Origin of the sequence: Corynebacterium sp. Marseille-P4611 (assembly GCF_916618765.1) — a bacterium.
Classification (GTDB): Bacteria; Actinomycetota; Actinomycetes; order Mycobacteriales; family Mycobacteriaceae; genus Corynebacterium; species Corynebacterium marquesiae.
This window is the reverse complement of the sequence record NZ_CAKAKD010000001.1, coordinates 498,320-515,833: the sequence shown is the minus strand read 5'-3', so window position 1 is coordinate 515,833 and position 17,514 is coordinate 498,320. Positions and strand designations below refer to the sequence as shown.

Sequence of the window (17,514 nt, the reverse complement as noted above, 5' to 3'; positions counted from 1 at the left end):
AACTATGGAGCACCCCGCATATAGTCAATTGCGTCCCGTCAGCCAGTCCGTTGGCGTAGTCCTTTGTGATAACCCCAGCTACACCGCCCTAGAGGGTACGAATACGTGGATTATTCGCGCCACTGAAGACTCTCGGGCGATCGTCGTGGATCCGGGTCCTGAGGATGAAGGCCATCTCAACGTTGTGCATCGCAACGCAGGTGAGGTGGCTTTGATTGTGATTACCCACCGCCATGATGACCATGCTTCGGGCGCACAACGCTTGCGGCAGATGACCGGCGCCCCCATCCGCGCCTTCGATCCGAGCTACTGCAATGGTGCTGAGGCTCTCCAGGACGGTGAGCACATCTCCCTCGATGGCATCACCCCAAGTCTCGAGGTCGTGCACACCCCAGGCCATACCGCGGATTCCACCTGCTTCTTTGTGTGGAGCGGGGAGGTAGGAAATTCCCGCCTCGAGGGCATTGTCTCTGGTGACACTATCGCCGGCCGCCACACCGTTCTCCTTTCGGAGACGGACGGCAACTTGGCCGATTACCTGCACACCCTCGACACCTTGGAAGAGCGCGGTAAGGATATTGCGCTGTTTCCAGGACACGGTCCGGACTTGGATGACACCTCTCAGGTGGCCCGCAAGTACATTGACCGCCGCCACTACCGTCTTGACCAGATTAAAGAGATCCGCTCCCGCCTAGGCGATGATGTGGATTTGAATACCCTGGTCAACGAGATGTATGACGATGTGGACCCAGTGCTGCGCCACGCTGCGGAGCAGTCCACGCGCACCGCGCTGAAGTACTTGGACGGCGAGGCTAAATAAGCCTATCTCCATTCGCCCCTCTTCCTCTTTGGCGGGAAGAGGGGCTTAATTGTGCTGTGGGCCTGAGGCAGGAGGCGCGCAGGGCCGACGTACGGCCGCAGTATGGCCCCCAAGCGATGCAGTGTGGAGCCTACCGTGGCCACAAGTGCGGTGCGTAACTGGTTAAAGGGGGCAAAACCACCGAGACCCCGCCGAAGCGGGGTAGCGGGCTGGCGCGGTCTTAGCGAGCGCGGCGGGCGAGGTGCTCGGTATCGACGATGAGCACGGACTTGCCCTCGAGGCGGATCCAACCGCGGTGCGCGAAGGTGGCCAGCGCCTTGTTGACGGTCTCACGGGAAGCGCCCACCAGCTGGGCAATCTCTTCCTGGGTGAGGTCATGGTTCACGCGCAGGGCGCTGCCTTCCTGAACACCGAAGCGGTTAGCCAGCTGCAGCAAGGTCTTTGCCACGCGGCCCGGAACGTCGGTGAAGATAAGGTCAGCCAGGTTGGCGTTGGTGCGGCGCAGGCGGCGAGCCAGCACGCGCAGCAGTTGCTGGGCGATTTCGGGGTGGTCACCAACCCACTTCTTGAGCAGCTCGGAGTTCATGGTGGCGGCCTGAACCTCGGTCACGCACACTGCGGAGGAGGTGCGCGGTCCCGGATCGAAGATGGACAGCTCGCCAAACATATCGGATGGGCCCATGACCGTCAGCAGGTTTTCGCGGCCATCCGGGGCGTGGCGGGCGAGCTTAATCTTGCCCGAGGTGATGATGTACAAGCGATCACCAGGCTCGCCTTCGTCGAAGATGGTGGTTCCGCGCGGGTAGCGCACGGTCTCCATCTGCTCGATTAGGTGCTGCACTGCAACGGGATCAACGCCTTGGAAGATTCCGGCGCGGGAGAGGATGTCCTGTACGCCTTCCACGTTTTACTCCTTGGATGTCGACTGCGAAAGTCCATAGATGAGCCTGTGCCACATCTGGGTGCGGTCTTTCATGCACTCGACAATGCGGAACAAGCGGGGTCACTGTGTAACGCGTTTCATCTTACAGTGTAATTGGTCACTTTTGGTACTTCAGTGAAATTTTGTCACACTATAGAAACTCTACTCGTGCTAGTGCACGGTTCAGGCCAGCAGTTTTGCCGCCTAGTCAGCAAAAACGACTGCCTCGAGCTTTTCCATCAGGAGGGCGAAAAGGGCGATGGCAAGTGGTACCAGAATCACGAGTGAAATCATGTTTTCCTAGTCTACTAAGCTAAACCCCATGAATTCAGCACTGTCAGCGGCCAGCGCGCCGGAGCTGCGCGCACCGGAGGTAAATCGGCGTTTGGCACAGGAGTATCCGGATGCACGGTGTGCCTTGGATTATGAATCCCCGCTGCAGCTGCTCATTGCCACCGTTCTTTCCGCGCAATGCACGGATGAGCGGGTGAATTCGGTGACTCCTGAACTCTTTGCCCGCTATCCAGAGGCGGCGGACTATGCGGCCGCGCAGCGCTCGGACTTGGAGAGAATTCTGCGGCCGTTGGGCTTTCAGCGCGCCAAGGCGGGGCACCTTGTGGGCATTGGGGAGAAGCTGGTGGCAGATTTTCAAGGCGAGGTCCCGCGCACGGTCAAGGAACTGACCAGTCTGCCCGGTGTTGGTCGCAAGACCGCGCTGGTGGTGCTCGGAAACGCCTTCGGGATCCCCGGGCTGACCGTGGATACGCACTTCGGGCGCCTCATGCAGCGGCTTGGGCTGACGGGGGAGTCGACGCCGGTCAAGATTGAGCGGGACATCGCTAAGCTCGTGCCGGAAGAAGAGTGGACGATGTTTTCACACCGTGTCATCTTCCACGGGCGCCAGGTATGTCATGCGCGCACGCCGGAGTGCGATGCTTGCGTTCTGTGGGATATGTGTCCAGCCGCTCGTGGGCGCTAGGCTAACGGTATGAAGAACTACGTCCTTGGCACGGTGATTGCCGCGATCCTCATTGCCGTTATCGCGGTCGTGGGGGTCTCGCAGTTACGGGGTGGGGGCGGATCCGAGGAGGCGTCGCCAAGCGAGGCTTCCCAGCAAGAAGTCCCGCAGCGCCCGGACTGCCCGACCGGCACCGTGGCAGGAGTAAGGCTGGAGTGCCTAGGCGGTGCGGCCGCCGGAAAGCCCGCCGATAAAGGCGTCAGCGTGGTCAATGTGTGGGCGTGGTGGTGCGAGCCGTGCCGCGCGGAACTTCCCTACCTGCAGGATGTGGCGGACGCGCATCCGGACTGGCAGGTCGTGGGTGTGCACGCGGATAAAAACGCAGGAAATGGCGCGGCCTTTTTGAATGACTTGGGCGTGGAGCTGCCGAGCTTCCAGGATTCGGATAATAAGTTTGCCGGTGAGCTGGGCCTGCCGGGCGTGGTGCCGGTGACAGTGGTGCTCAAGGACGGTGAGGTGCGCAAGCAATTTGCGCAGCCGTTTAGTTCCGCAGCGGAGATTGAAAAGGCCGTGGAGGAGGCGATTGCGGCATGAGTCAACTCCTTCCCGAGCACACACCAGAATGGCTCAAGCCGGCGCTAGGCGTAGACCCCAGCCAGGTGCAAGAGCTCATTGGCAACCGCCAGGCTTCGTCCCTTAACGGCACCAATGCGCAGGTGCCGGTCAAGCGGGAAGCGGCCGTGCTCATGCTACTGAGCGGTGAGAGTGCGGAAGAGGCCAGCATTTTGCTCACGCATCGCTCGCCGTCCATGCGCTCGCACTCGGGCCAGATAGCCTTTCCCGGAGGCCGCCGGGATCCCGCCGATACCTCCCTGGTGGATACCGCGCTGCGGGAAGCCTGGGAGGAAACGGACCTGCAGCGCAATTCCGTGACCCCGCTGGAGCAGTGGGAGCAGCTGCATATCCGCGCCACCGGCAATCCGGTGAGCCCCATTTTGGCGCATTGGGCCCAGCCGGGGGAGGTCTATCCCGCCAGCCCCGATGAAACCGATGACGTGTTTCTCGTGCCTATCCGGGAGTTGGTCGATCCGCGCAACCGCTTCATGGTGGGCTTTAGAAAGTGGCAAGGACCAGCATTTCACGCCAATGGCTACGTCATTTGGGGCTTTACCGCCGGCGTGCTCTCGGCACTATTGCAGCACGCCGGGTGGAGCGTTCCATGGGATAACAATTCAGTCATGGACCTGCGTGACTCCCTCACAAACTCCCGCAATAATGAGAAGATGTCCTAACCGCTGGTACCGCGGTATGCATACGTCTTAAACCCCAGATAGAAAGAACCCATAGCCATGACTCCTGCGCTCATCGTTGACGGCCTGATTGTGGTCGCCGTCCTCATAGCGCTCCTGAGCGGGTGGCGCAATGGCGCCCTCGCGGCGGTATTGGCCTCCATTGGTGTGGGCGCTGGGGTAGTGCTAGGCATTGCCGTGGCCCCGGCCGCTTTGCGCCTGGTGGATCAGCCATCGTTGCGCTTGCTGCTATTGGTGGGAGTCCTGGTGCTTTTTGTGGGCATCGGGCAGCTCATCGGATCCTCGTTGGGCAGCAGCGTGCGCGATCGCATGAAGGCGCGCAAGACGCAGCGCCTCGATTCCGCCGTGGGCGCGATTTTCCAGGCCTTTGCCGCCTTGGTAGTTATGTGGCTCATTTCTATCCCCGTGGCCACCAACCTAGGCGGTGCAGCTGGTGAGGGCCTGCGCGATTCCCGCATCTTGGGCAACCTTAATTCGGCCGCGCCAGCGCGGGTAGCGGCGCTGCCCAATGGCGTGGCGGCGATGCTCAATGAGTCCGGCCTGCCGCCGCTAGTCTCGCCGTGGCAAAACTCGATGAGCACCGAGGAAGTAGAAGAGCCGGACCCAGACGTGCAGGATCCGGAGCTGGTACGCCGCATGCGGCCCTCCATCATTCACGTGCTTGGCGACGCCGAAGAGTGCTCCCGCCGCCTCATGGGTTCCGGCTTCGTGGCGGCCGATGACTACGTGATCACCAATGCCCACGTAGTAGCCGGCACACAGACCGTGCGCCTTGATACAAAGCTGGGGCTTAAGGACGCGACCGTGGTCTACTACAACCCGGATGTGGATGTGGCGGTGCTGCACTCGCGCGATCTAGGCATCGATCCGCTGCCGTGGGCCCAGACCCGGGCCCAATCGGGCGATGATGCGATGGTCATGGGCTTCCCGCACTCCGGGCCTTTCGACGCCGAGATGGCCCGCGTGCGCGATCGCATCACCATTTCCGGCCCGGATATCTATTCGCATGGGAATGTGGAGCGCGATTCCTACACCGTGCGCGGCAAGATTCAACAAGGAAATTCCGGCGGGCCGCTAGTCAACACGGCCGGCGAGGTTCTCGGCGTGGTCTTCGGTGCCTCGGTGGATGATTCCGAGACGGGCTATGCCTTAACCGCTGATGAGGTCAATGCCCAGATCGGGGACATCACGCAGCTTACCCACCCGGTAGATACCGGCGAGTGCGTGGCGCACTAGCTGTGTTCTTGCAGCCACGCAGCCAGCGTGGCAACGAAATCCGCTGGTACTTCCAGGTGCGGAAGGTTCTTCGCGCCGGGGACGGTCGTGGCGGTAAATCCGCGGCGGGCGCGTAGGGCGGCGCGGCGGACCACGGGGTTCCACAGTCGCTGCTGGGCGTGGATGAAAAGTACGGGACGCTCTACTGTCAGTTCTACCCAGTTCAAGGGGACCACGGCGGTGCGCATGCGGTGGTTCCACAAGATTCCGCGGCGGACGCTGCCGATGCGGGAGGCGCGCAGGCGGAGATCGAGGATGCGGTCTAGGGTGGCGTCGGCAAGCGAAGGCCCCGTATCCAGATCCAGCTCCTTGCGGTAGGCGCGCGGGCTAAGCAGTAGGTTGTGGGCGCGGGTGACGCGGGGCAGGCGGCATAGCAGTGAGCGCAGGTTAATCCACCCAAAATCCCACGGCCGGGCGGCAATCGCGCGGCGCAGATCCACCGGGTGGGCGGCGGAAATGGAAACCAAGCCGCGCACCCGCTCGGGGCGCTCAGCAGCCAAGCACCAAGCCACCGCGCCGCCCGTATCGGCACCCACCACAAAGGCGTCGTCATGGCCCAAGGCCTGAATGAGACCGCTAATATCGCCCACCAAGGTGCGGATATCCTGCCCCGCATCAATGGGCGGCTTATCGGACATGCCAAACCCCCGCATGTCCACGGCCGCGACATGGAATCCGCGCTGCGCAAGCGGCGCAATGACGTCCTGATAATCGAACCACCCGCCAAAAGCGCCGTGGATAAGCACCACGAGTGGCTGCGTGCTATCGCCCGCCGTGGCGACGTGCAAGCGGATGCCGCGGGTATGGACGAACTCATGCGCATAAGGTCCATCCAGCTCCACCGTTGAGGGAGGCAGGGGTGCGAAGGCCATGGTGCCGCCTTTCTATAGTTGGGGCAGAAACGGTAGAGAAAAGGGGAGGAAGTACACAAAATCCGCCCCAGGCTAGCTAGGGCGGATAGAGGGGTGCACGTACGCGTGGCGCCTGCCGGTTTAGGTGTAGAGGCCGTGGGTGTTCTTACGGTCCAGGGACTTCTGCGCCTTGCCCGGAACCAGGTTCTTGAGCTCCTTGGTGGAGTCAATGGTCTTCTGCGGGGCCTTGACCTGCTTGACATTCTTCAGGCCAACGAAGGCCAGGATGCCAGCGAGGACGATCATGATCAGGAAGACGATCAGGAACGCTGCCCAGCGGTCCAGCCAGACGGCGAGAAGCTCGGCCAGGAAGAAGAAAAAGAAGAAGGAGCTATACAGTGCGATGGTGCCTGCGCCGCCGAAGAGGCCTGCACCGATGCCGCCCTTCTTAGCGGACTCTGCCAACTCGGTTTTGGCTAGCTCCACCTCGGAGCGCACGAGCTGGGACATCTGCTCGGTAGCGTTGGAGACCAGCTGGCCTACCGAGGTCTCGGACGAGGACGTATCCACGTCACTCAAAGGGATCGAGTTCACCTTCGGTGCAAATTGATCAGTACCGTCGGTAAAAAGTCCGTCGTTGCTCACGATTAATTCTCCTCGCGTTTATCTAAACCTTGTAATGTCCCCAATAATAATGGAATCACTATTATCCCATGGTGCCACGCATACTTAGGGACTTCCACGGCTATCCTAATGGATATGTCAGAAAATGACGCGTTATCCCCGCTGTTTCGCCTGCCGGGGGTGAAAGAACGTGCAGAAGAGGCCGCCGCTGCCGTCGCCCGCGCACACCGCCGACCTGCAGGATTGCGCAAGTTTGAGGTTATCTCTGCGGAGTCCCTCATGCGCGGCGCCCGAGCCAGCGTGGCGCTGGACGGCCACGCCATCCCCCCACATCCGGGACCGGAAGATATGAAAGAAGGGCCGCTGGCCAGCGCTGTTAGCGCCTATTCCGTGGCCGCCCCGGAACTCTTAGATGCCACGGTGCGCTCCTTTGCCCGAGCACCGCTGCAGGTACTGGCGCGCATCGACGTCGCGGCCGGCGGCACCGGCATTCCGGCCGGCGAGAGTGCGCGCTTGCAAAGGCTGGGCCGGCTCATCGCGCAGGGTGGCGGTCCCGCCTTCGATCTCCTGCTGCCGAGTGTTGTCCATGCCGAGATTGCCGCCGGCGAGTTCTTTGGCCCGCGCAGTGGCCTCGTCGCCCACGTTGCCTCCCGCCTCGCCGCGGTGCATACGGGCTTTGACCCGCGCGGTTTCGCCGTGCCCGAGGTCTACTACACCCGCCACCGCGCCGACTATGCCGCCGCGGTGGGCAATTATCGCACCGCGCTTGTCGACGCCCTCTTAACCCACCTCGCCGCCTGGACCGCCGGTGGCAAAGAAGCCGACGCGATTGCCCGCGCGGCCTAAGAGGCGCGCCGAGGGCCCCGCTTGGGCGGGCCAGGGCGGCCCGGATGCTGCGTTAGCCACAGTCCGGCGCCAATAACTGCTGCTGTACCTGCTAGAACGGAGGCGCCGATGCCAATTTCCTTGGCAGTCGGAGCAGGAAGGAGCGGCGCCGGGTCCTTAAAGGAGCGGATCTCCCAGTGGTGGGCGAGGGCGTGGCGCTTTAGCTGCTTGTCCGGGTTGACGGCGACGGGGTGGCCTACCTTTTCCAGCATCGGGATATCCGTCGCGGAATCCGAGTAGGCGTAGCTGGCAGCAAGGTCGATGCTTTCTGCTGCTGCGGTCCGCTCCAGTGCCTCTGCTTTGGTGGGACCCTTGCAATAAAAGAGCACCTCCCCGGTAAAGCGCCCGTTTTCCTCTGCCAATTCGGTGGCGATGACGTGCTCGACGCCGAGTTCCTCTGCGATGATGTCCACCAGCACGGCCGCGGAGGCAGAGACGATGACCACGTGGTGGCCAGCGGAGCGGTGGGCGCGGATGAGTTCGCGGGCCTCGGCATAAATGGAGGGTGTGACCACGTGATGCATGGTGTCGCGGGCGATGGCGCGCACCTCGTCCACGGACCACCCGGTGACCAGTGTGGTGAGCTGGTCGCGGGTGGAATCCATGCCTTCGCTGGTCAGACCGGAAAACATATAGCTGGCCTTAGCAAGTGATAGCTGCAGTGCTTCGGCCGGCGAGATGAGCCCGTTGTGGAGGAACTCGCGACCAAACGCGTAGGCCGAGGAGGTGGCGATGATGGTCTTATCGAGATCGAAAAACGCCGCGGTGCGTGCGGGATCGCCGCCGGTGCGGGTGGTGGCGGCGCGGCGGGGATGACGGGGCTCGCGGGAAGTAGGCATGATGTGCTGCCGAGTGTAGCCGCCCTTAGCGCTTGGTGGTGTAGAAGTGGCTGACGTTAACGGTGATTTGTATGCCACTAATGTGGGATTGGGAACCCGCGTGGGGTGGCGCTGAGTGAACATGCATTCGGTGCAGGTCAGCGCCGTGACCGTGGAAATCTGCTGTTAGCTGTTGTGATTGGGTGGCGAACATGTCATAATAATGCGTGCAAGGCCCCGATATACTGTGCGGCCTGCCCCGGCTCACCCCCCCGAGGCCGGGTTACTGACGGCCCGCGCGCACACCCCCCCGATGCGCGGGCCGTCACCTATATCTACCGCCGTGCGGTGCCGGTTATCCACAGAATTTTGGTTGAAACGACAACCAAATCGCGCCTACATGGTGACGTCTGGCGGGTTATCCACAACGCTGCTGCCAGAGCCTCGCTGCGGTTGCGCGACTGCTTCAGGCTATGAGGCATGAACGCATTACACCCTGATTCCGCCGTCATCGTTGTCGCCATTGGTGACGAAGCGCTGCGCGCCGAGGCCGTTCACGCTGCGGCTGCGACCAGCCACGATGTGCTGACCGTAACTGATCCCCGTGATATCCCGCGCAGCCTGCCCGGGGCCTATGCGGTGCTGGTTGATTCTTTGATGGCCCGCGTGGTGGCAGCAGCGCGGCGCACCCATACCGCGCCTGCGCCCGTGCTTTTCTTGGCCGCGGACCCCGGACCGATTGACTACGAGGCGGCGCTTGCCTGCCACGCGGAGAGCGCCTTTATCATCCCCGCCCAAGTTAAGGAGCTGCTGGCGAGCATTGCCGCGGCGGGCGCGCCGCAGGAAGCGCGGCCGGGCAGTGCGACCATCGCTGTGGTTGGCGCGAGCGGTGGGGTAGGCGCTTCTACCTTTGCGGCCGCGTTGGCCCGCACCCAGAGCGCAGTCGACGGTCGCGCCCTGCTTGTTGACGCCCACCCATGCTCCGGCGGCCTCGACCTCCTGCTCGGCGTAGAAGCGGAACCGGGGGCGCGCTGGCCGGAGCTTACCGTGGGCGATGGCAGCATCGATGCCGCTGATCTCTACCGCGCGCTGCCATCCACGCCTGATGGGGTAGCGGTGCTCTCCGCCGCGCGCAGCACCGTCGCAGATCCCTTCCGCCTAGAAAAGGATCTGCTCGCGCGGGTGGTAGGTGCGGCCCATGCGGGTGAGGGAGTATGCGTGGTGGATTGCACCCCGGAGACCATCCCAGATGCCTGTACCCACGTGGTCATCGTGGTGGCCGCGGAGGTGCGCTCGGCCGCGTCGGCCGCGCAGCTTCTGGTGCGTCTCGATGCCGTGCGGCGCAGGTGCGTGGTGGTGCTGCGGCAACGCCAGTGGGCGTCGTTAAGCGCGGCGGAAGTAGAACGCATCGTCCACAGCACGGTGCTGGCAGAATTGCCAACGCTTCGGGGTCTCACCCGCACGGTAGAAATCGGCGGCCTACCGCAGCGCCTCCCCGCACCCTTGCGTAAGGCCGCCCGCGTGGTCCTCGAGGAGGTCGGCGCATGAGCGAGCATAAAGCAGCACAAGAAACGCTGGAAAAGATGCAGCGCATCATTGCCGCTGAGCCTAACTTGGTCCAGGATGCTGCAGCCCTGGCCCGGCGCATTCGCGCAGAAGCCGGCGTGATTAGTGACGTTGCAGTGCTTGACTTGCTGCGCCGCCTGCGCCAAGACGCCACCGGGATGGGGCCTCTCGATGCGGTGCTGGGGCGCGAGGGCGTCACAGACGTCGTAGTCAACGGGCCAGACGCGGTATTTATGGACCGCGGCGAAGGCCTCGAGCGCACCGATATCACCTTCCGCGATGATGCCGAGGTCCGCCAGCTGGCCAGCAGGCTTGCGGCAGCTTCAGGCACGCGCCTCGATGATGCGCAGCCCTTTGCCGATGGCCGCGTCACTCGCCCCGATGGCGTCGTGTTGCGCGTCCACGCACTGCTGAGCCCACCCGCAGTGGCCGGGACTTGCCTGAGCCTGCGCGTATTGCGCCAAGCGCAGACAACCCTGCCCCAGCTTGTAGACAATGGCACGCTGCCAGAAGACATCGCGGCACTGCTGCGCGCCGTGGTAGACAAGCGGATTTCCTTCCTAGTCATAGGCGGCACTGGTTCCGGCAAAACCACCCTGCTCTCTGCGCTTTTGGGAACCGTCTCCGAGCGTGAACGCATCCTCGTTATCGAGGACACCGCTGAGCTCTCCCCACACCACCCGCACTGCGTCAGTGTGGTCTCGCGCCGGGCCAACGCGGAGGGAAGCGGCGAGGTCACGATGTCACAACTGCTGCGCCAAGCGCTGCGCATGCGGCCGGACCGCATCGTGGTGGGCGAAATCCGCGGCCGCGAGGTGGTGGATCTCCTCGCCGCGCTCAACACCGGCCACGACGGCGGCGCCGGCACGCTGCACGCCAATTCTCTCTTTGAAGTACCAGCCCGCATGGAGGCTCTCGCCGCCCTCGGCGGCTTGGACCGCGCGGCGCTGCACTCGCAACTGGCGGCGGCTGTGCACATGGTGTTGACCATGGAGCGCACCCCACAGGGCCGCCGCCTCGCCCATATCGGCCTGCTCGAGGGAAACCCAGTGACTCCGCGCATCATCTGGAGCGCCGAAGATGGCCCGGCAGAAGGCTTCGCGGAATTCTCCGCGCAGCTGCTGGGAGAGCATGCCGGGGAGGTCAGCCATGCTTAGCTACCTCATCCTTGCTGCTGCGCTGCTAATACCCGCGCCCTCGAGTGCCGGTCGCTTGGCCTCCGCCCCGCGCCGGGCACAGACCAGCTCCGTGGTGATCCTAGGCGCAGTCTTTTGCGGCAGCCTGGTCTTCTACTCGGTGGGACGCATTAGCATCGCCATCGCTGGCGCCATTATCGCGTGGTGCGTGTCCTGGTACGTCAAAGACTTAGTGGCTGCGCGGGCAGAGCGGCGCGGCCGCGAGGGGCTGGCTGCTTACCTGGGCGTGGTCACCGCGGACCTGCGTGCGGGGGCGACCCTGGCTGGCGCGCTCGCCCGCGGCGTCGAGTCCCTTCCAGCCACCACCCCGCGCGAGGTATCCGCAGCACTAGAATCCACGGCCACCCTCGCCGCGCGCGGTGCGCCGCCGCACATGGCGCTGATAGATGCGCAAGGCGGCAAGGCCCTGCCAGAGCTTCACCGCTTAGGCCACCTATTAGAGCTTTCCACCTACCACGGCATTGCGGTGGCCAGCTTGCTCGACCAAGCGCAAAGCCGCCTCGACGCTTCCCGACGCCACCAGCAATCCACCTCCGCTAGTCTGCAAGGCCCCCAAGCAACCGCCACGGTGCTCGCGTGCCTGCCCATAGCCGGCATCGCCATGGGAGGGGCCATGGGCGCCAACTCGCTCGGCTTCCTTTTAGGCGGCGGATTAGGCGGCATTCTCCTCGTGGTGGGCGTGGCGCTGGCCTGCGGCGGGTTCGCCTGGTCGCGCGTCATTATCCGGAAGGCGGCCGCATGACCCCGCTCATCTTTATCGCCCTCGCCACCCTCGTTGGCCTGCCGCCGCACACCGCCCGCTTGGCACCTGCCAGCGCAACCAAGACCACCGCCAAGACCCCGCGCGATGGCCCGACCGCGCGCGGGGGACTGATGAGCAAGCTCAAGCCCGCCGCACCGCTGGATCCACTGGCAGTAGCTGGCGACGTCGAACTTTTCGCAGCGTGCCTGGCCGCAGGGCTCTCCGCGCACGGCGCCACCACCGCGGTGGCCCGCACCGCGGATGCCCAGACTAAGGAGCTGTGGGAGACCGTCGCCGCGCTACTCGGAGTGGGTGTTCCCGCGCAGTCCGCGTGGGGTCACATGAAGGGCCATGCGGGGCTGGAGGACTTAGCGCAGCTTGTCATCATGTCGGGCCAATCCGGCGCCACCATCGCGGCCGGATGCCACCGAATCTGTGCTTCTTTGCGCGCGGAAGCATCCGCCCACGCCACAGCGCAGGCGGAGCGCGCAGGAGTATTTATCGCCCTCCCGCTGGCGGTGTGCTTCCTGCCAGCATTCATCGTTCTAGGCCTTGCGCCCGTAGTTATCAGTTTGGGCGCACAACTTCTCTAAACCTCACGTGAAAGGACACTAATCATGCACGCACTTCAGAAATATTCCCAGCTCATCCGCAATGACGAGGGGATGAGCACCATTGAATATGCCATGGGTTCTCTGGCGGCCGCCGCGCTTGCCGGGGTGCTCTACATGGTCATCAACGGTGGCGGGGTGGTCGATGCCATCGAGGGCATCATTACCGACGCCCTCTCGAATACCCCGAGCTAGCGCCGCTCTCTAACCACGGCCGGCGGGTCCAACCCGCCGGCAGAAAGGAGGAATGATGCACAGGGTATTTGATGACGATGGCTCCGTGACCATCGAGGCCGCCTTGGCTTTAAGCTCCCTGGTCTTGGTTGCGGCGGGAATCGTGGGTGCCATTGCCACGTTGGCATCCTATATCGCCGCGGTGGACATGGCGGGCGCGGCCGCGCGTTCGCACGCCATCGGCGTCGAATACCATCCCCCGCGCGAGGATGCCCAGGTCAGCGTGGAAGAAAGCGGTGGGTTGGTGAGGGCGTCGGTAAGCGTTGATGCCCCCATCGGCACCATGCGCTCCGAGGCGGTATTTCCAGCCGAGGTGGGCGGAAATGAGTAAGCCGAAGCGCTGCGGCGAGGAAGGCTATGCCACCATTGCCGCGGCCGGCATCATCGTCGCCATCGTGAGCCTGCTGCTTATCGTGGCGGCAGTGGGCTCGCGCGTGGCCGCGCGACACGAGGCCCAGGTGGCGGCCGACCTCGCGGCGGTTGCCGGTGCCTGGGCCCTCGCTACGGGTGAAGATGCTTGTGCCGCCGCGCGCGATACCGCCGCGCTCAATGACGCCGCCTTAGAAACCTGCACCGAGTCCGGCCGCGACGTCATCGTCACCGCCACGGTCCGTGGCCGCTCCACTCAAGCGAAGGCCGGGCCGGTATGAGCTGGCAGGAAGCAGTAGTGCGCCTTATCCCCACCGCAGTGGCAGCCGTAGCAGGCTTCATCGCTTGGCGGGAATACCGCCGAAAGAATTACTGGATGGTATTTTCTCCCCACAATTCTGGGATTATTATCGGACGTTGAAGGAGATTCCCCTTTTATCAACACACTGTGGGATTTTGCCCAAGAGTTTAAAGAGGGTGAGCTCGACAAATCTGCCCCGAAAGAAGAAAGAGGTGATGCTCCATGAGACATCCGCAAGGCTCGCCTTTTTATGAGCCGGATCCGGAAGTGCGGCGCACTCGCGCACGTGCAGCGGCGGAAATTCAGCGCATAATTTTGGAGCGGTTCCCTCATCGGCGTGAGGAGCTGTTGCAGCGCAGCGCGGACTATGAACACGCGCGGGCGCAGCGAGTAAATGAAGAAAAAGGCAGAACCGCTTAAGCTGCGGCTAGCCCTGCGTCATGGTGACCAGCGCACCCAGTAGCTTGATGGCACCATCTTTGCTCAGCGGGTTATTTCCGTTACCGCACTTGGGCGATTGCACGCACGACGGGCACCCGGATTCACAAGGGCAGGAGCGCACCGCCTCGAAGGTGGCCGCGATCCATTCGGGGAAGCGGCGAAAGCCCTCCTCGGCAAAACCGGCGCCGCCGGGGTGGCCGTCGTAGACAAAGACGGTGGGCAGCTGCGTATCGGGGTGCAGCGCGGTGGACACGCCTCCAATGTCCCAGCGGTCGCAGGTGGCGATAAGCGGTAGCAGGCCGATCGCGGCGTGCTCAGCCGCGTGCAAGGTGCCGGGAGTATCGGAGGCGGTAACCCCCATCGCGGCAAGCGCCATTGGATCGATGGTATAGGCCACCGCCCGGGTGACCAGGAGCTGTTCGGGGAGATCGAGGGGGATATCGTCGCCAATGGTGCCGTCGGCAAGCCGCACCTGATAGCCGGTGACGCGGTCGGTGACCTCCACCTCCACGTCCGCCACCCACAGTCCTGGGGAGTAATTGACCAGGTTATCGGCCTCGCGCAGGATGCGGATATCCGTGGTGGAGCGCGGAGTCGTGGAATAGTCCGGGGCCTCGGGGCGGGCCAGCGCCAGGTAATCGCTGAGGATGAGCTCCTCGATGACAAAACTTTCGCCCTGGTGCAGGTACACCGCGCCGGGGTGGACTTGGCTGGTAGCGCGGGCGGCATCGATGGTGCCGAGCAGGCGGCCGTCGGAGGAATCTACGATCATGACTTCCTCGACCGCCCCGCCGCGCAGCGAAACCGCGGTATGGGCCGTTTCGGGCGAGAGTTCCTCCGGTGAATGGGCAGGGATGGGCACGGCGAACCAGCCGCGCTCGCGGCGGCGCAGCAGGCCAGATTCGGCCAGCTGGTGAACCACGTCCTGCGCGCCCCAGGCGGCAATCGTGGCATCATCCAGCGGCTTTTCCACCGCGGCGCAATAGACGTGGCCGAAGAGGATATACGGATTGGCCGGGTTGAAAACGCTGGCCTCCACCGGCCGGCCCAGCAGGGCCTCAGGGTGGTGGACCAGGTAGGTATCCATCGGCTCATCGCGGGCGATGAGTACTACGAGCGAGCCTTGCCCGCGGCGGCCGGCGCGCCCGGCCTGCTGCCAAAAGCTCGCGACGGTCCCCGGGAAACCGGCCGTGACCACGGCATCGAGCCCGCCGACATCGATACCCAGCTCGAGGGCGGAGGTGGTGGCGACGCCGAGCAAGGAGGCATCGTCAAGCGCGCGCTCCAACGTGCGGCGGTCCTCGGCCAAGTAACCGGCGCGGTAGGCGGCGATGCGCTGGGCAAAATCGGGCCGGCCGAGGCTACCGGAGAGCGCCTCGGCCGCGCGCATGGCCACCACCTCGGCCGAGCGGCGCGACCGCACAAAGGTCATGGTGCGCGCGCCCTCGGCGATGAAGGAGGCCATCATCTCGGCCGCCTCGGTGGTGGCGGCGCGACGCACCGGCGCCCCATGTTCGCCCTCGGCCCCCTCGATAAAGCCTGGTTCCCATAGCGCCACGGTGCGCGCGCCGGTGGGGGCGGTGTTCTCCGTAATCGCGCGGGCGGGCCGGCCGGTAAGGCGCTGCGCATGCCGGCCCGGGTCCTTCATAGTGGCCGAGGCATAAATTACCGTCGGCCGCGAGCCATAGTGCGCGCACAAGCGCAACAGCCGGCGCAACACGAGCGCCACGTTCGCGCCGAATACGCCCCGGTAGGAATGGCATTCATCGATAACGATGAACTCTAGGTGCCGCAGTAGCCGCGCCCACCGGGCATGCGCCGCCAGCAGCGACATATGCACCATATCCGGGTTGGAGAAAATGAACCGCGAATGATCGCGCACGCCCGCGCGGGATTCTTGCGGCGTATCGCCGTCATAGGGCGAGGGCACCACGCCCTTGAGCGCCGGAATGCCCCGGCACAGCTCGAGCACTGCCTGCAGCTGGTCCGATCCCAGCGCCTTGGTGGGGGTGAGATACAGCGCGCAGGCGCTCGGCTCCTGCGCCAGTCGGCTCAAAATGGGCAGCTGGTAGCCCAGGGACTTTCCCGAGGACGTACCGGTAGAAATCACCGCATCCTCGCCGGCCCAGGCTGCCTGCGCCAGCTCCGCTTGGTGGCTATACAGCTTGCCGACGCCCCCTTCGACCAGCTTCTCCTTCAACTCCGGCAGCACCCATTCGGGCCACTCGGCATACTGCGCACGCTGCGGCGGCAGAGTGGTGTGAAATGTGAGAGTGGACTCATCGAGGCGGCGCTGGATGAACTCGAGCAGCTCTTCTCCCAGGGGATTATCCGTTTCCGGGTGAGCCAATTTCTACCCCCTCGTGGGTTAGGCCTATCGCTTTGGCGTGGAACGTGTCACACTGATATGAGGCCAATGATGTCTTGGTGCGGTGTTTACACTTTAAGGTACTGCTAAAGGACGCATTTACCGAAACCTCCCTTGGTGCGGAATCGCCGCACCGCTAATCAAGAAAAGGACTGCACACCATGGCACAAGGAACCGTTAAGTGGTTTAACTCTGAAAAGGGCTACGGCTTCATCGAGCGCGAGGACGGCGAAGGCGATATCTTCGTCCACTACTCCGAGATTCAGGGCAGTGGCTTTCGTACTCTGGAAGAAAACCAGCAGGTCACCTTCGAGGTAGGCTCCGGACCGAAGGGCGAGCAGGCCCAGTCCGTGTCCGTAATCTAGGCGGTCGGCTCCCTCGCTACGGCGTTTCTGCGTAGCCGCGGCGGGTATCCCACCATTCGGTGAACTTATTCTGCAGCTTTTGCAGCCCCACGCCGATAATGACCGCGGCGATGATGCTGACCACCACAGCCAGCACGGGCGAATTGGAAAAGGCCATGCCGCCGAGGTAGCCAATGGCCAACGCCTCGCTGGCCCAGAGCGCAACACCAATGGTGTCGAAGAAGACAAAGACGATCCACGGGAAGCGCATCGATCCCAGCAGGATGGTCATAAACAAGCGCGCTGAAGGGATGAAGCGGGCAATAATAATGGCCGCACCGCCGCCGCGGCGCATATTGCGCTTGACCCAGTTCAACCCCTCGTAGGCCTTAGAACCTTTAGGCACGCGCTGGAGTAGGGGCATAAACCGTGTGCCTAGCAGGAAGCAGAGATTATCGCCCATCATGGCGGCAATCAGCGCCACGAAAAACATGGTGGGCAGGTGCGGAAAGCCCTGGGAGCCGGACCAGGCGCCGGCCATATTGAGCGGGATTTCAGAAGGCAGGACGGGGAAGAAGCAGTCACCAAAGATCAGCACGCCAACCAGCGGGTAGATCCACTCTGTGGACATGACGGTTTCGATCCACATAGTGATGGCGTCAACCATGAATCCTCCGCGGGCGTCGTCTTGGGTGTGCTATTGTGCCCCACAATGCTTTCGCAGCTACGGGGCGTTCTAAGTAGGCCAGTATAGACCCGTTCTGTGGGGGTACATAGTGCCCCTGAAAACGGCCTTTTGGCAGTACCGCGTATATGGTGCGAGACAGGAAATGCAGATCAACTGTGTACGCTAGGGGCGATTGCTGAAAGCGTGCATAC

20 protein-coding genes are annotated in these 17,514 nt (G+C 63.5%); 14 read left to right on the top strand and 6 right to left on the bottom strand.

All coding sequences use genetic code 11. From position 1 onward, the window contains the following. Positions 1-4: 4 nt before the first annotated feature. Positions 5-820 carry an MBL fold metallo-hydrolase gene (locus tag LG376_RS02590; RefSeq protein ID WP_225746078.1) on the top strand — a complete coding sequence of 272 codons (816 nt, stop codon included), beginning with the start codon at positions 5-7 and terminating at the stop codon, positions 818-820. 220 nt (positions 821-1,040) lie between these two features. On the opposite strand, the gene glxR is transcribed toward LG376_RS02590, so the two are convergent. After that, a complete protein-coding gene (gene glxR / locus LG376_RS02585) occupies positions 1,041-1,724 on the bottom strand; it encodes a CRP-like cAMP-activated global transcriptional regulator GlxR (RefSeq protein ID WP_005323128.1) in 684 nt (227 codons plus the stop codon). Positions 1,725-2,064: 340 nt separating this feature from the next. Between glxR and nth the strand changes: the two genes are divergently transcribed. The 4 genes from nth to LG376_RS02565 are packed head-to-tail and all read left to right on the top strand — an operon-like array spanning position 2,065 to position 5,246. Then, positions 2,065-2,721, top strand: coding sequence for an endonuclease III (gene nth, locus LG376_RS02580; RefSeq protein WP_225746077.1), 657 nt, complete (start codon positions 2,065-2,067; stop codon positions 2,719-2,721). A gap of 9 nt (positions 2,722-2,730) precedes the next feature. After that, positions 2,731-3,294 (top strand): TlpA disulfide reductase family protein, encoded by a 564-nt coding sequence (locus LG376_RS02575; protein ID WP_049377308.1) that lies wholly within the window; start codon positions 2,731-2,733, stop codon positions 3,292-3,294. After that, positions 3,291-3,992, top strand: coding sequence for a CoA pyrophosphatase (locus LG376_RS02570; RefSeq protein WP_225746076.1), 702 nt, complete (start codon positions 3,291-3,293; stop codon positions 3,990-3,992). Before LG376_RS02575 ends, LG376_RS02570 begins: the two co-directional genes overlap by 4 nt. A 57-nt stretch (positions 3,993-4,049) precedes the next feature. Continuing rightward, on the top strand, positions 4,050-5,246 hold the full coding sequence (locus tag LG376_RS02565) for a MarP family serine protease (RefSeq protein WP_225746075.1): 1,197 nt from the start codon (positions 4,050-4,052) through the stop codon (positions 5,244-5,246). Here LG376_RS02565 and LG376_RS02560 read toward each other — a convergent pair. Together LG376_RS02560 and LG376_RS02555 are read right to left on the bottom strand one after the other, a co-directional pair. Further along, positions 5,243-6,157: an alpha/beta fold hydrolase gene (locus LG376_RS02560; RefSeq protein WP_225746074.1), complete on the bottom strand. Its 915-nt coding sequence runs from the start codon at positions 6,155-6,157 to the stop codon at positions 5,243-5,245. The two genes, LG376_RS02565 and LG376_RS02560, sit on opposite strands and share 4 nt — an antisense overlap. 120 nt (positions 6,158-6,277) lie before the next feature. Next, positions 6,278-6,781 carry a phage holin family protein gene (locus LG376_RS02555; protein WP_005323120.1) on the bottom strand — a complete coding sequence of 168 codons (504 nt, stop codon included), beginning with the start codon at positions 6,779-6,781 and terminating at the stop codon, positions 6,278-6,280. A 108-nt stretch (positions 6,782-6,889) separates the two neighbouring features. On the opposite strand from LG376_RS02555, the gene LG376_RS02550 reads away from it, so the two are divergent. Continuing rightward, positions 6,890-7,606 (top strand): oxidoreductase, encoded by a 717-nt coding sequence (locus LG376_RS02550; RefSeq protein WP_225746073.1) that lies wholly within the window; start codon positions 6,890-6,892, stop codon positions 7,604-7,606. Here LG376_RS02550 and LG376_RS02545 read toward each other — a convergent pair. Beyond that, entirely contained in the window at positions 7,603-8,484 is an 882-nt protein-coding gene (locus LG376_RS02545) for an HAD family phosphatase (RefSeq protein ID WP_225746072.1), read from the bottom strand. The genes LG376_RS02550 and LG376_RS02545 overlap by 4 nt on opposite strands. Positions 8,485-8,943: 459 nt before the next feature. On the opposite strand from LG376_RS02545, the gene ssd reads away from it, so the two are divergent. The 7 genes from ssd to LG376_RS02510 are packed head-to-tail and all read left to right on the top strand — an operon-like array spanning position 8,944 to position 13,462. Then, on the top strand, positions 8,944-10,011 hold the full coding sequence (gene ssd, locus LG376_RS02540) for a septum site-determining protein Ssd (RefSeq protein WP_049377301.1): 1,068 nt from the start codon (positions 8,944-8,946) through the stop codon (positions 10,009-10,011). Further along, on the top strand, positions 10,008-11,186 hold the full coding sequence (locus LG376_RS02535) for a TadA family conjugal transfer-associated ATPase (RefSeq protein ID WP_225746071.1): 1,179 nt from the start codon (positions 10,008-10,010) through the stop codon (positions 11,184-11,186). Before ssd ends, LG376_RS02535 begins: the two co-directional genes overlap by 4 nt. Then, positions 11,179-11,967, top strand: a complete 789-nt coding sequence (locus tag LG376_RS02530) for a type II secretion protein F (protein WP_225746070.1) — start codon at positions 11,179-11,181, stop codon at positions 11,965-11,967. Before LG376_RS02535 ends, LG376_RS02530 begins: the two co-directional genes overlap by 8 nt. Continuing rightward, complete coding sequence (locus tag LG376_RS02525; RefSeq protein WP_225746069.1) at positions 11,964-12,560, top strand: type II secretion system F family protein; 597 nt, start codon at positions 11,964-11,966, stop codon at positions 12,558-12,560. Before LG376_RS02530 ends, LG376_RS02525 begins: the two co-directional genes overlap by 4 nt. Positions 12,561-12,584: 24 nt before the next feature. Further along, the gene (locus LG376_RS02520) at positions 12,585-12,773 is read left to right on the top strand and encodes a DUF4244 domain-containing protein (RefSeq protein WP_198492408.1); all 189 of its coding nucleotides are present in this window, start codon (positions 12,585-12,587) and stop codon (positions 12,771-12,773) included. Positions 12,774-12,828: 55 nt separating this feature from the next. Beyond that, positions 12,829-13,143, top strand: a complete 315-nt coding sequence (locus LG376_RS02515; RefSeq protein WP_080970367.1) for a hypothetical protein — start codon at positions 12,829-12,831, stop codon at positions 13,141-13,143. Next, positions 13,136-13,462 carry an Rv3654c family TadE-like protein gene (locus LG376_RS02510; RefSeq protein ID WP_198492409.1) on the top strand — a complete coding sequence of 109 codons (327 nt, stop codon included), beginning with the start codon at positions 13,136-13,138 and terminating at the stop codon, positions 13,460-13,462. The genes LG376_RS02515 and LG376_RS02510 overlap by 8 nt, the downstream gene beginning before the upstream one ends. A gap of 447 nt (positions 13,463-13,909) precedes the next feature. Here LG376_RS02510 and LG376_RS02505 read toward each other — a convergent pair whose 3' ends face one another. Next, a complete protein-coding gene (locus LG376_RS02505) occupies positions 13,910-16,273 on the bottom strand; it encodes a DEAD/DEAH box helicase (RefSeq protein ID WP_225746068.1) in 2,364 nt (787 codons plus the stop codon). Positions 16,274-16,452: 179 nt separating this feature from the next. Between LG376_RS02505 and LG376_RS02500 the strand changes: the two genes are divergently transcribed. Further along, positions 16,453-16,656 (top strand): cold-shock protein, encoded by a 204-nt coding sequence (locus tag LG376_RS02500; protein WP_049377802.1) that lies wholly within the window; start codon positions 16,453-16,455, stop codon positions 16,654-16,656. A 16-nt stretch (positions 16,657-16,672) separates the two neighbouring features. Here LG376_RS02500 and LG376_RS02495 read toward each other — a convergent pair whose 3' ends face one another. After that, entirely contained in the window at positions 16,673-17,302 is a 630-nt protein-coding gene (locus tag LG376_RS02495; protein ID WP_225746067.1) for a DedA family protein, read from the bottom strand. Positions 17,303-17,514 lie beyond the last annotated feature (212 nt).